Origin of the sequence: Streptomyces sp. WM4235 (assembly GCF_001279725.1) — a bacterium.
Lineage (GTDB): Bacteria > Actinomycetota > Actinomycetes > Streptomycetales > Streptomycetaceae > Streptomyces.
This window is the reverse complement of the sequence record NZ_LGDE01000027.1, coordinates 1-12129: the sequence shown is the minus strand read 5'-3', so window position 1 is coordinate 12129 and position 12129 is coordinate 1. Positions and strand designations below refer to the sequence as shown.

General features: G+C 69.7%; 14 protein-coding genes. 7 read left to right on the top strand and 7 right to left on the bottom strand.

Annotation, left to right across the window (positions count from 1 at the left end; genetic code table 11):
• Nucleotides 1-273: 273 nt before the first annotated feature.
• Together ADK55_RS04705 and ADK55_RS04700 are read right to left on the bottom strand one after the other, a co-directional pair.
• Nucleotides 274-1137 carry an ABC transporter permease gene (locus ADK55_RS04705; RefSeq protein WP_053676174.1) on the bottom strand — a complete coding sequence of 288 codons (864 nt, stop codon included), beginning with the start codon at nt 1135-1137 and terminating at the stop codon, nt 274-276.
• Nucleotides 1134-2045 (bottom strand): ATP-binding cassette domain-containing protein, encoded by a 912-nt coding sequence (locus ADK55_RS04700; RefSeq protein WP_199826443.1) that lies wholly within the window; start codon nt 2043-2045, stop codon nt 1134-1136. The genes ADK55_RS04705 and ADK55_RS04700 overlap by 4 nt, the downstream gene beginning before the upstream one ends.
• Before the next feature lie 133 nt (nt 2046-2178).
• Between ADK55_RS04700 and ADK55_RS04695 the strand changes: the two genes are divergently transcribed.
• Both ADK55_RS04695 and ADK55_RS04690 read left to right on the top strand, forming a co-directional pair.
• On the top strand, nt 2179-3354 hold the full coding sequence (locus ADK55_RS04695) for a sensor histidine kinase (protein ID WP_053676172.1): 1176 nt from the start codon (nt 2179-2181) through the stop codon (nt 3352-3354).
• On the top strand, nt 3351-4010 hold the full coding sequence (locus tag ADK55_RS04690) for a response regulator (protein ID WP_053676171.1): 660 nt from the start codon (nt 3351-3353) through the stop codon (nt 4008-4010). Before ADK55_RS04695 ends, ADK55_RS04690 begins: the two co-directional genes overlap by 4 nt.
• A gap of 22 nt (nt 4011-4032) precedes the next feature.
• Here the strand turns inward: ADK55_RS04690 and ADK55_RS04685 are convergent, their stop codons facing one another.
• Entirely contained in the window at nt 4033-5862 is a 1830-nt protein-coding gene (locus ADK55_RS04685) for an alkyl/aryl-sulfatase (protein WP_053676170.1), read from the bottom strand.
• A gap of 270 nt (nt 5863-6132) precedes the next feature.
• Here ADK55_RS04685 and ADK55_RS04680 point away from each other — a divergent pair, with 270 nt between their 5' ends.
• A complete protein-coding gene (locus ADK55_RS04680) occupies nt 6133-6648 on the top strand; it encodes a hypothetical protein (RefSeq protein ID WP_199826442.1) in 516 nt (171 codons plus the stop codon).
• 393 nt (nt 6649-7041) lie between these two features.
• On the opposite strand, the gene ADK55_RS04675 is transcribed toward ADK55_RS04680, so the two are convergent.
• Nucleotides 7042-7752: a YczE/YyaS/YitT family protein gene (locus tag ADK55_RS04675; RefSeq protein ID WP_234349892.1), complete on the bottom strand. Its 711-nt coding sequence runs from the start codon at nt 7750-7752 to the stop codon at nt 7042-7044.
• Nucleotides 7753-7813: 61 nt separating this feature from the next.
• Between ADK55_RS04675 and ADK55_RS04670 the strand changes: the two genes are divergently transcribed.
• Entirely contained in the window at nt 7814-8863 is a 1050-nt protein-coding gene (locus tag ADK55_RS04670; RefSeq protein WP_267887330.1) for a PLP-dependent aminotransferase family protein, read from the top strand.
• Nucleotides 8864-9340: 477 nt separating this feature from the next.
• Here ADK55_RS04670 and ADK55_RS04665 read toward each other — a convergent pair whose 3' ends face one another.
• Nucleotides 9341-9652 (bottom strand): hypothetical protein, encoded by a 312-nt coding sequence (locus tag ADK55_RS04665; RefSeq protein ID WP_053676168.1) that lies wholly within the window; start codon nt 9650-9652, stop codon nt 9341-9343.
• A 43-nt stretch (nt 9653-9695) separates the two neighbouring features.
• Nucleotides 9696-10274: a DUF2231 domain-containing protein gene (locus tag ADK55_RS04660; RefSeq protein WP_053676167.1), complete on the bottom strand. Its 579-nt coding sequence runs from the start codon at nt 10272-10274 to the stop codon at nt 9696-9698.
• Nucleotides 10275-10584: 310 nt separating this feature from the next.
• Between ADK55_RS04660 and ADK55_RS04655 the strand changes: the two genes are divergently transcribed.
• The 3 genes from ADK55_RS04655 (at nt 10585) to ADK55_RS04645 (ending at nt 11767) form a co-directional block, all read left to right on the top strand.
• Nucleotides 10585-10773 (top strand): hypothetical protein, encoded by a 189-nt coding sequence (locus ADK55_RS04655; protein WP_053676166.1) that lies wholly within the window; start codon nt 10585-10587, stop codon nt 10771-10773.
• A 94-nt stretch (nt 10774-10867) separates the two neighbouring features.
• Complete coding sequence (locus ADK55_RS04650) at nt 10868-11215, top strand: STAS domain-containing protein (RefSeq protein ID WP_053676177.1); 348 nt, start codon at nt 10868-10870, stop codon at nt 11213-11215.
• Between the two features lie 78 nt (nt 11216-11293).
• Nucleotides 11294-11767 (top strand): ATP-binding protein, encoded by a 474-nt coding sequence (locus ADK55_RS04645; RefSeq protein ID WP_078998475.1) that lies wholly within the window; start codon nt 11294-11296, stop codon nt 11765-11767.
• Nucleotides 11768-11960: 193 nt separating this feature from the next.
• Here ADK55_RS04645 and ADK55_RS39540 read toward each other — a convergent pair whose 3' ends face one another.
• A complete protein-coding gene (locus tag ADK55_RS39540) occupies nt 11961-12122 on the bottom strand; it encodes a hypothetical protein (RefSeq protein ID WP_053676175.1) in 162 nt (53 codons plus the stop codon).
• Between the last annotated feature and the right edge of the window lie 7 nt (nt 12123-12129).

Sequence of the window (12129 nt, the reverse complement as noted above, 5' to 3'; positions counted from 1 at the left end):
ATGTCGAGGACGGTCGAGATCGGGGCGGGGGTGTCGAACTTCAGCATGATGTCTTCCTTCGCTTCGTTGTTTCCGATGAGGGAAAAGCTACGTTGCGTTCGACAAACCAGCAACACATTCATTCCGTGGACTATCCATCTGCGCAGGTGAGATGCCATATATCGTTGCAACGGAATGACGCCTAACGCAACAGCAACCCCTTCACGTGTTGCAATGAGCTGAGAGTGAACGCTATGGCCGAGGTGCCGGTGCCGACCACGCACCCGACCAGGCTCAGAGATCCCGTCGCCGCACGACCGTCACGGCGACGGCCACCGACATGGCCGCCCAGGCGGCGAGCGCGATCCAGGAACCCGTGATCGTGGCGGGGTGGGCGCCCAGGCTGGTGTGGGATTCGGGGTTCAGGGCCAGCCGACTCCGGGCCGCGAGCGGCAGGTGGTTGCCGATCTCCTTCAGGAACCTGTACCACTCGCCACCGAAGAGCATGGGCAGGATGAAGAGGAGCGCCACGACGGCGACGATCGAGGCGGTGGCGTGTCGCAGTACGGCGCCGAGTGCCATTCCGATGAGCGCGCAGACCGGGATGACCAGTGCGTTCGCCGCGACGGCGCGCAGGCAACCGGGGTCGTGGATGGACAGTCCGACGTGGCGGGAGGCCAGCATCGCGTTGGTGACGAAGAACGATGTCACGGAGACGATGAGGCCGAGGACGAGCGTGATCGCCGTGACGAGGCCCACCTTCGCCGTCATCACCGCGCGCCTGTCGGGGGTGGCGGCGAACGTGGTGCGGATCATTCCGGTGGCGTACTCCCCGAAGACCGTGATGGCGCCGAATCCGGCCGCGGCGAGTGCCATGACGGCGGCGGCGATGTTGCCCAGGCCGTGGAACAGCGGGTCGTACCTGAAGGGCGACAGACCGGGGAGCGGGGGGTGCGGCCGGTCGATGTACGGCAGGTCGGAGTGGACTCCGTTGATGTTGATCGCGATGGCGACGACCGCGCTGAGGGCGAGTACCCAGTAGGTCGACCGGAGCGACCGCACCTTGATCCACTCAGCGGCGAGCAGATCGACGAACCTGGCCGCCGGTTCGGCTGTGCGCGCGGACGGCCGGGCCCCGGAGAACGGCATGGTGCTCATCGTGCTTCTCCCGCGAGGTATTCGACGCTGTCGGCGGTGAGGGACATGAACGCCGACTCCAGGGAGGAGGTACAGGTGGCGAGTTCGTGCAGCACGATGCGGTGCTGGTGGGCCAGTTCACCGATCCGGGCCGCGCCCAGGCCGGCCACCAGCCCCACCTGGCCACTCTCCCGATGCACCGAGGCGCCCTCGGCGCTCAACACGGCCTCCAGGGCTGCCAGATCGGGCGTGTGCACAACCACGTGCCGGGAGGCGTTGCGGGCCGAGAAGTCCTCAAGGCTCTGGTCCGCGATCAGCCGGCCCCGGCCCACGACGATGAGCCGGTCGGCGGTGTGCTCCATCTCGGCCATCATGTGACTGGAGACGAACACGGTGCGGCCCTCGGACGCCAGACGACGGAACAGACCGCGCACCCACAGCACGCCCTCGGGGTCCAGACCGTTCAAGGGCTCGTCGAACAGGAGCACCGGCGGATCGCCGAGCAGGGCACCCGCGATGCCGAGACGCTGCTTCATCCCGAGGGAGAACCCTCCGATGCGACGCGGCGCCGCCTTGGCCAGCCCTACCTCCCGGAGGACATCGTCCACACGGGCCAACGGAATGCGGTTGCCGCGAGCCAGGGCGGACAAGTGCGCGTGAGCGCTGCGTCCGCCGTGAACGTCCTGGGCGTCCAAGAGCGCGCCGACGTGACGCAGTCCGCGCGGGCGTTGTGAGAAGGGAACCCCGTCCACGGTGACGGAGCCACTGGTGGGGGCGTTCAGTCCCAGGATCATGCGCAGCGTGGTGGACTTGCCGGCGCCGTTCGGGCCGAGGAAGCCGGTGACCTTGCCCGGTTCCACGTTGAAGGTCAGGTCGTCGACGGCGAGGGCGTCGCCGAACCGCTTGGTCAGTCGGATGGATTCGATCACGGAGTCCAAACTGCCCGGGAGGGCGGGGAACCGGCATCGGCCGCCGGATCACATGTGCGATCCCTGCTGGTAGCCCCTGGGACTAAGCCCGTGGGCCAATGCCCCGGCAAGAGCGCGCCGATAGGATCGCCCGATGATCGCCACTCGCCGTCCACTCCCGCTCAAGCGCGTGCCACCGGGTGTGTGGGTGGCGGCCTTCTGGTCGACACTCATCCTCGTACGCGCACTCCAGCGGCCGGACGAGTTGCAGCGTCTTCTCCGGTACGACGGCAACATCGAGGACGCGCCGCTGCTGGTCACCGCGATCGTCACGAGCCTGGGCACGCTGCTCCTGTTCCGCGCGCCACTGGCCGCCGTCTCGGTCGCGCTCGCGGGCGCCGTCTTCTCGCTCGGAATGCCGGTACGGGAAACTCCGTTCGTGCTCTTCCTGCTGGCCGACGCGGCCGTGTGCCACACCGCCGCGACCCGTTCGCGGCGGGTCTCGACCCTGGCTGCCGTGCTACCGGTGGGTGTGCTGGCCGGCTACACGCTCTGGCGACTCGCCCAGGGGTACTTCTTCAACCTCGCGGTTCCGGCCACCCTCGCGTCGACCGTCGTCATCGCTTGGCTGATCGGCAACACGGTCCATCAGAACCGGGCGCACGCGCAGACCGTACGCACCCAGGCGACGCAGCAGGCGATCACGGCCGAGCGGCTGCGGATCGCGCGGGAACTGCACGACATGGTCGCGCACAACATCGGCATCATCACCATCCAGGCCGGCATCGGGAGCCGGGTCATGGACACCCAGCCCACCGAGACGCGCAAGGCGCTGGACGCGATCGAGGCCACCGGCAGGGAGACCCTCGCCGACCTTCGGCGGATGCTCGGCGCACTGCGCCGGAGCGACCAGGAGTCCGCGCCGTTGGACCCTCCTCCAGGCCTGGCCGCCCTCGACCAACTGGTCGGCAAGAACGCGGCCGCCGGGGTCCGGGTCGCCCTCCGGTGGGAGGGCGACCGTCGCGACCTGCCCTCGGACGTAGACCTGGCGGCCTTCCGCATCGTCCAGGAGGCGGTCACCAACGTGGTGCGGCATTCGGGCATCCGGGACTGCACCGTGACGGTCGCCTACGAATGCGATGAACTGGCCGTCGACATCGTCGACCTCGGTTGCGGCGGCACCCCCACGGGCTCCGGATTCGGCCTCGCCGGCATGCGGGAACGGGTGAGTCTGCTGCACGGCGAGTTCAGCGCCGGGCCGCGGCCGGAAGGCGGCTTCCGGATCGCCGCGCGGCTGCCCCTGCCCCGACCCATGGCGGCCGGAAGGTGATCCGTGTCGTCCTGATCGACGATCAGCCGCTGATCCGTACCGGGCTGCGGGTCCTCATCGCCGACATCCCCGACATGGAGGTGGTGGGGGACGCCGGAAACGGAGCCGACGCGGTGGAACTGGTCCAGCGACTGCGGCCGGACGTCACCATCATGGACATCCGCATGCCCGGCATGAACGGCATCGAGGCCACTCGCCGGATCAACGCGGATCCGGAGTCGAAGACCCGCGTACTCGTCCTCACCACCTTCGACGACGACGAGTACGTCCATGGCGCGCTGCGCGCCGGAGCGAGCGGCTTCCTGGTCAAGGACATGCCGCTGGAAACCATTCTCGACGGGATCAGGGTCGTCGCCGCCGGAGACGCCCTCATAGCCCCGAGCGTCACGCGCCGTCTCATCGAGGAGTTCGCGGCACGGCCCGAGCCCGCCCCCGCCCGCCGGACGGCGAGGGGCGGCATCACCGACCGGGAACGCGAGGTCCTGACCCTCGTCGGCCACGGCCTGTCCAACGCCGAGATCGCCGAGAAGCTCTCCATCAGCGTGGCCACGGCCAAGGCGCACGTCGCACGGCTCTTCACCCGACTCGACGCGCGCGACCGGGTCCACCTCGTCATCCTCGCCTACGAGATGGGCCTGGTCTCGCCCCCACGATGAGCCCGCTCCCGGGCGGCCGTGGTCAGGGCGTGACGATGGCGAAGTCGGGGTCGGGGGTGTCGAGCAGGCTCACGAGGGTCGCGAAGACCCCCGGGTCGCCCTGGGCGGATACGCCGTCCAGGCCCTTGCCGTCCAGGACGGCGAGCAGTTGTGGCTTGGTGAGGGTCAAGGTGAGGTCGGCGGCCGGGGCCCGGCCGCTGGTCTCCGCGGCGGTGTCGGTGCTGCGGTAGGTGAGGGCGCCGTTGGACAGCAGCAGGTGCCAGGTGCGGCCCTCGTCCGTGACGTTCCAGTTCATCGTGAGCTTCTCGTCCCATGCGCGCGGTCCGTCGACGCGGATGGCGAGGGAGTCGACGAGCATGTCGACGGTGAGTGCCATCGCCATCTCGGGGTTGGTCGCGTCCAGCGCGGTGTGCGCGATGGTACCGCGCAGTTCCTGGGCTCCCATCAGGTAGAAGTTGCGCCAGGTGCCGTTCTCCGCGCCGTGGCCGAGCTTCTCGTACACCGAGGCCAGTGCCTGCTTGGCGGCCGTGTCATCGGGGGCGGCGAAGACCGCGTGCCCGAGCAGCGTCGCGGCGAAGCGCAGGTCGCCCGTGGTGGCGTACTCCTCGCCCTTGGCGACCAGCGCGGGAACGCCGCCGTAGTCGGCGGCGAAGCGGCGGGCCTGCTCGACCGGCGGGAGTTCCCACAGGTGTGCGGGGTTGCCGTCGAACCAGCCCATGTAGCGCTGGTAGATGGCCTTCACGTTGTGGCTGACGGAACCGTAGTAGCCGCGGTTGGCCCACCGGCGCGCGACGGCCGGCGGCAGTTCGATCAACTCGGCGATCTCCAGGCCGGTCAGGCCCTGATTGATCATGCGAAGGGTCTGGTCGTGCAGGTAGGCCCACATGTCCCGCTGGCCGGCCAGGTGCTCGACGATGCGGTCCCGGCCCCAGGTGGGCCAGTGATGGGAGGCGAACGCGATCTCGGCTCGGTCACCGAACAGGGCGATCGTCTCGCTCAGGTAGTGCGCCCAGACGCGGGTGTCGCGGACCAACGCGCCGCGCAGGGTCAGGATGTTGTGCATGGTGTGCGTCGCGTTCTCCGCCATGCACAGCGTGCGCCGGTCGGGGAAGTAGAAGTTCATCTCCGCGGGCGCCTCGGTGCCCGGCGTCATCTGGAAGATGATCCGCACTCCGTCGAGGGTCTCCTCCTGGCCGGTGTGGGTGATGTCCAGTGTCGGCGGTACAAGGGTGATCGTGCCCTTCGACGTCGTCATGCCCAGCCCCGCGCCGATCTGCCCGGCAGGACCCTTGGCCAGTTCGGCGCCGTACATGTACACCGCGCGGCGGGTCATCGCACCGCCCGCGTACACGTTCTCCGCCACCGCGTGCTCCAGGAACCCGGCCGGGGCGAGGACCGGCACCGGTGCGTGCCCGTGCGGCAGGACCCCGCGCGAGCCGCCGAAGTGGTCGCCGTGCGAGTGGGTGTAGATCATCCCGGTGACCGGGCGGTCGCCGCGGTGCTCGCGGTACAGCGCGAGCCCGGCGGCCGCGGTCTCGGCGGAGATCAGCGGGTCGATGACGATGACACCGGTGTCGCCCTCGACGAGTGTCATGTTCGACAGGTCCAGGTTCCGGACCTGGTAGATCCCTTCGGTCACCTCGAACAGGCCCTGCTTGTCGCACAGCCGGCTCTGCCGCCAGAGGCTGGGGTGCGCGGTGTCGGGACAGTCCCCGTCCAGGAACGCGTACGCGTCACCGTCCCAGATGACGCGGCCGTCGTCCGTCCGGACGATCGCCGGTGTGAGGGCGGCGACGAAGCCCCGCTCGGCGTCCTCGAAGTCGGAACTGTCGGCGTAGTCGAGATCAGTCATAGGCAACAAATAACCCAAAGAGGTGCAATTTACTCGTCACCGGGGCGGGGATCGGGCAACCGGTTCGGTCAGGGGCGGCGCGGAGCCGGAGCCGGTGCCGGAGCCGGTGCCGGAGCCGGTGCCCCGTCATGATCGGCGGGATGGAAGACTGGCCGGCCGTACACATGGCACATGGCTGATGGCTGATGGCTGATGCCATACGGCAGACGGCAGATGCGGAGAGCGGACAGGGTGGAGATCATCGTGCGACGACGACAGAGGCGCACAGCCGTGGCGTCCCTGATCATGGCGGCACTGGTGACAGCGACGGCCACGGCCTGCGCCTACCCGCTGCAAGATCTTGGCCCGCTGCCCCCGCGGTTCTCCGGTGCGCCGCTGCCCGCGGACACGGCGGTCGCGGAGATGACGTCCGTACTGGCGGCGGAGGGCTTCACGGTGGAGCGGGAACCCTCGACCTACAAGGGCATCTGTCACGAACGGCTCTTGGGACGGAATGCGGCGGAATCGGCGGACACCGCCCTCAAGGCGGCCTTCGCGCGGGCCCGTTCCGAGCACGGCTGGCAGGCCGGTCCTGACATGGGCAGCCGGACTCTCACGCTGACGAAGAACAACTGGACGGTCATGGCAGGCCTCCCCGGAGAGCAGGTGGCCCAAGGCATTCAGCCGCTGATCGTCATGTCGCTGACGTGCGTGGACGGTGACAGCACCCCGTCCGCCGCCACCTCGCCTCCCGCGACCGCGCTCACGCCTTCGCCAGCGCTGACGCCCTCCCCGGCGTCACCCTGACGGACCGGGCCGACCGGGCCGACCTGATGGGCCTGATGGGCCTTACGGCCTGACGGGTGAGGGCTTGACGGGCCCGACAGGCTCGCCGGCGACGAGACACGGCGGGGGAAGTGCTCGACGGGCGGCGCGCAGGGGCGGTCCAGCAGCGCGGACCTCGCGAGCCCGCTGAACTGCAACTCACGCAGGTGGCGGGGTGAGTTGTGCGGACTCATGACCGCTCCTTCCGGGTACGTGTCGCGATGCGATCGAGGTCGACGAGCCGTACGAGCCGCGAGCCGTACGAGGCTACGAGCTGAGCGGGGCCACGAGCTGAGCGGGGCCACGCGCCGGGCGGGGCCACGCGCCGGGCGGGGCCACGCGCTCCGGCAGGAGACGAGGACAACGAGTGGAGGTTCATCGGCTGCGCCGTGCGGGTGCGGAAGCCTCGGGAAGGCGAACGGCCACCAGCGGAAGGAAGCAGCCGACCAGAGGCCCCATGCACAGTGCGATCAGCACGGTTCCGATGCCGAGCGTTCCACCCAGAAGCCAGCCGGCGCCGGCGACGGTGACCTCGATGCCGGTGCGAACCACGGCGAGAGGCAGGTGGGTGAGTCGAACGAGTCCGGTCATGATGCCGTCGCGTGGTCCCGAGCCGAACTGCGCGCCGAGGTAGAGCGCGTCGAAGAATGCCAGTGCGACCAGGCCGAGGACGAGGTATCCGATCCGGGTGAGTGATCCCTGGGGATGGGGGAGCACAGTCGCGGTGGCATCGGCGGCGAACCCGACGATCGCCACGTTGAGGAGCGTGCCCAGCCCGGGCGGTTCTCGCAGGGGGATCCAGGCGAGAAGCACAAGCAGTGAGATCAGGTTGGTCGCCCAACCGAACGAGATGCCAAGGGACTTGGCCATCCCCTCCGTGAGCACGTTCCAACCGGCCGCGCCGAGCCCGGACTGGACGAGCAGCATGACGGCGGCCCCGTACCCCGCCAAGCCGAACAGGAGTTGCGGGATGCGACGCGCTTTCCGGGCTGCCCGGACCTGGGCGAACGCGTTCATGCGCGGGAGCACGGGCGGGTGGTGGGGAGCCGGGGCGGAGGTGTGTGCCGTGGGGGCGGGAGGTGCCATGCGGTGAGTCTCCGGGGCATCTGGCCCTGGGTTCCATAGCCAGATTGACTATGCTGGTCGAGTGAAGATCAGCTCGCACGCGGTGGCACGGATGTTGGGGACGTGGCAGGAGGGGCCCGGTCCGGCGCATCAACGTCTCTCCGACAGACTGCGTCTGCTCATCCTGGACGGACGCATCTCCCTCGGAGCGGCCCTGCCGAGTGAGCGTGACCTGGGGACCGTGCTCGGCACCAGCAGGACCACCGTCGGTGCCGCGTTCCGCACACTGGTCGAGCACGGATACCTCGCCACTCGGGCCCGTACCAGGGCGACGGTGCGGCTGCCCGGCGACACCGCGCCCCGGCAACCGGTCCGCACGGACGCGGAGACCATCGACCTGTCCTTCGCCGCGCCGGCCGCGCCCGTCGAAATCCTCCACGCCGCGTTCGCGACGGCTCTCGAACAGCTGCCACGACATTTCGAGCGGCACGGCTACGACCGCCACGGCACCGCGGAACTACGCGAAGCGGTCGCCGAGTGGTACCAACGGCGAGGATTGCCCACCCGGCCCGATCACATCCTGATCACCAACGGCGCGCAGCACGCACTGGCGCTCCTGACCCGCGTGCTTCTGTCGCCGCGCGACACGGTCCTCATCGACCATCCGACCTACCCGCACGCCATCACCACCTTCACCGAAGCGCGCGCCCGTCTCCTGCCCGTCGCCGTGGGCTCTTCCGCGGGCTCTGCCATGGACGCTGCCGGCTGGGACACCGAGCAACTCCAAGCGGCGGGGCGAGCCGCGAACCTGGCGTACCTGATCCCCGACTTCCACAACCCGACCGGGATGTGCATGTCCACGAGCGTGCGCCAACGGCTCAGGCTCGCGTGCCCCACCATCGTCGACGAGACCATGACCGATCTGCCCTGGACGTTCCGAGCCCGGAACCCCTGGCCTTGCACATGCCGACAGCCATCAGTGTCGGATCGGTGTCCAAGAGCGTCTGGGGCGGCCTGCGCACAGGTTGGATTCGCGCGGTGCCCCCTCTCCTGGAACGCGTCGCACAAGCCCGTCCCACCACGGACCTCGGCACCCCTGTCGTCGAACAGCTCGCCACGGCAACCCTTCTGAACGAGCATCAGACCCGGCGATCCGACGCGCTCCAACACCTCAGGTCGCAGCGTGACACCCTGCGGCAGGCACTCACCGAGTACCTGCCGGACGTCCACACCCTGCAACCAGTCGGGGGTGTGACGCTCTGGGCGACGTTCCGTGAACCCATCAGCTCACGGCTCGCGGCCGTGGCGCCCGACCACGGGGTGACGATCGCGGCCGGACCGCGTTTCGGGGTCGGAGGCGCCTTCGAACGCAACATCCGCCTGCCGTACACGCTCCCTCCGGATCAACTGGTCCAGGGGATCCGCAGACTCGCACGGGCAGAACAGGCGCTCCTCCACGGCGCCACCGGAACGCACACCCCCGCACCCATCGCATGAGCGCGACGAACGGTCATGACCTCATGACCTCATGACCGGCCGACCTCTCGGATCTCATCGATGGAGAAGCGAAAGACCTCCTCGTCGGGCGGCGTCCACTGCACGTCGCTTCCTAGGCGTCCAACGCGGCCAGGCCGTCCTGCCAGCGCGTACGCCGTTCCTCGGGGCTCTGCTCCCACCATGGGGTACCGCGCTCCCCCAGCGCCACCTTCGCCGACTGAACCCTGTCCCGGGCCGCACGCTCGGCCTCGGAATCGTGGGCGCGAAGCGCGACGCCGACGGCCCGCCGGGCAGCCATCAGGTGGACGCGCAGGCGGGCGCTGACGTCATCGGGGATGGCCGGGTCGGTGGCGCGCCAGCGACGTCCGCCGATGACGACGTGATGACCGTCCGGGGTGGTGTCCGGCGGGGGTTTCCGAGTCACAGGAACCGGTTGCCCACACCGGGCACGCGGCAACCACCATGGGCTAGCCCGCCGGGTACGCTCCGACCGCCTGGCGGTAGGCCACGTGGCCGCCGAGCGCGCCGGTGACGGCGACAGCCGTCAGCCCTGCCACCGACCACAGTCGACCCTTCGCCCGCCGGCCACTCAGCCGGTTTGTGAGGGCGATGGCGTAGCAGGTGACCGCGACGGCGTTGGAGGCCGCGTGAGCGAGTCCCACCCGGGCCTGCTCGGGTGGGAGGTCGGCCCAGTCGACCCAGCCCGCCACGGCCGCCGGGGCCACGCCGGCCAGGCCCACCGCCGTGAGGACGGTTGCCCCGCACTGAGCTCCCGGTACGAAGTCCAGGACGGCGGCCGACAGCCAGCAGCCGATGGGCACCTGCACCAGAACGGGATGGACCGGATGGCCCAGCGCCCGGCCGCGCAGAAGATCACGTGCCCCGCCCAGGGGCAGCGAGCGGATCGCCTTCTGTAGGGCCCGCACGGCCGGGTCCGCCTGTGTCGAGTGCTCGATGCGGTCCAATGCCGTCAGCCACCACGTCGACGCAGTCCCCAGGACGGAGCGGCCGGGAGGGACGGGAAGGTCGGAGGTGTGTGTGTCCATACGTAGCACCTACCCGCCCTCGCCCGACACCCCCGACGGCGGGCGGGCGGGTGCGCCCACAAGGCCCTGCGACGTCAGCCTCCCGGGTGGGCTCCGCCCCTGCCGTGACCGCCGTGACCGCCGCTCCGCACCAGCCGTGGCCGGCGTTAACGCCGTTAACGCCGTTAACGGCGTGCCTGCCGCGACCATCTGGCGACGACGGTCGGCATGGGGGCTTGCCGAAAGGGAAGACGCAGCCGTAGCGGAACCCGTACCCCCGTTTGCGCCGCCAGAGCGTTCGCGGGCGGGACGGGCGCTCCAGGAGGAGAACATGGCGCTCGAAAAGAACGACCGGGTGGGCTACCGCGACGGCCGAGAGGGCCGACACCACGGCCGTGTCGAGGAGGTACGCGATCTGGGACCACATGCGGTGTACCGGATTCGCAACGAGCTCACCAACGAGATCCAGGTCATCACGCAGGAGCAGATCGTGCAGGGTACGGGCGAGGCGGACGCGTGACCGCGTGACCGGCTGATCCGGACTCGGGAGCGGGCTCGGGGGTCGTACGGGACCCGGGCCGGTCCGGCCGTTCGCCATGTAGGACCATGGCGTGGTGAACGGAGACGAAGCGGTGGTCACCACGACCACGCACGAAGGCACGACCGTCGTCCGCCTGCGCGGCGATCTCGACGGGGAGAGCGCGCCGGATCTGGCTCGGGCTCTCGTCGAGGCAGCGGCACACGGCGCTTCCCGCACGGTGATCGACCTGTCCCAAGCGGAATTCGCGGACTCCTCCGTCCTCCACGCACTGTTCGACGCACGGAAGGCTCACATGGCGGCGGGAGTGGTTCTCGTTCTCGCGGGCCCGCTACAGGTGGCGATCCGCCGACTGTTCGAGGTGACCGGATCCGGACCCGCGTTCCGCATGACGGACTCCCTGGAGACCGCGATGACATGCTGAGCCCACGGCGTGCGCATCCCCTGCCCGAACCGGCGTGTCACCACATGACACGCCCGACGGTGGGCAGGCGATGACGGTATGAACGCGTCCACAGAAGCCGACGACAGCCGCGGCTCCGGATACGAAGAGGCCCGCGGTCACATGACCGTCGCCACCCCGGCTCCCCCCCCGCCGGCACCACCGACGGCCGACCCCGCTCGCGTACCGGCCACCGCCGCCGCGGCCCGCGCCAGGGTCGGCGAGCTCCTGCGCCGTGCGGGCATCAGCCTGGACAGCGTCACCGCCGCCGACACCCTCCTCGTCACCTCCGAACTCGTCACCAACGCGATCCGCCACGGCGGCGGCCTCACCGCGTTCCACACCGAAATCGCCGACGACACCCTCCTCCTGTCCGTCGCCGACGCCAACCCCCACACCCCGCAGCCCCGCACGGGCACCCCCGACCGCCCCGGCGGCTACGGATGGCCACTCATCAAACGCCTCACCCAACGAGTCGACGTTCGCACTCATCTCAACGGCAAGACCATCAACGCCGAACTACGCCTCGCCTGAACCCGATTCCCCCGCCGGGGCGTTCACCTCGTAACGCCGGTTCACCTCCTGACGCGGGCGGCAACGGCGCGACGCCGACCGCCGGCAAGAACCGGGCCCGGACCGGGCACGACGGCGGGGCCCACCCCCGGGGAAGGGGTGGGCCCCGCAGGACTCGCGTCAGTACGCCGACGTCAGTACGTCGGTACCGCTCCTACCAGCGGTACCAGCGGCCGCTACCCCCCTTGGGGCGAGCGACGAAACCGACCAGCCACAGCACCAATACCGCAATGGCGACCCACCAAAGGATCTTCACCGCGAAACCGGCACCGAAAAGAATCAAAGCGAGCAGAAGAACAAGAAGCAGGGGAACCATGATTATC

What these genes read in the sequence shown, in the direction of transcription:
- ADK55_RS04705 (WP_053676174.1), bottom strand. Translation starts at nt 1,137, where the DNA reads ATGAGCACCATGCCGTTCTCCGGGGCCCGGCCGTCCGCGCGCACAGCC.
- ADK55_RS04695 (WP_053676172.1), top strand. Translation starts at nt 2,179, where the DNA reads ATGATCGCCACTCGCCGTCCACTCCCGCTCAAGCGCGTGCCACCGGGT.
- ADK55_RS04660 (WP_053676167.1), bottom strand. Translation starts at nt 10,274, where the DNA reads ATGGACACACACACCTCCGACCTTCCCGTCCCTCCCGGCCGCTCCGTC.
- ADK55_RS39540 (WP_053676175.1), bottom strand. Translation starts at nt 12,122, where the DNA reads ATGGTTCCCCTGCTTCTTGTTCTTCTGCTCGCTTTGATTCTTTTCGGT.
- ADK55_RS04685 (WP_053676170.1), bottom strand. Translation starts at nt 5,862, where the DNA reads ATGACTGATCTCGACTACGCCGACAGTTCCGACTTCGAGGACGCCGAG.
- ADK55_RS04675 (WP_234349892.1), bottom strand. Translation starts at nt 7,752, where the DNA reads ATGGCACCTCCCGCCCCCACGGCACACACCTCCGCCCCGGCTCCCCAC.
- ADK55_RS04655 (WP_053676166.1), top strand. Translation starts at nt 10,585, where the DNA reads ATGGCGCTCGAAAAGAACGACCGGGTGGGCTACCGCGACGGCCGAGAG.
- ADK55_RS04645 (WP_078998475.1), top strand. Translation starts at nt 11,294, where the DNA reads ATGAACGCGTCCACAGAAGCCGACGACAGCCGCGGCTCCGGATACGAA.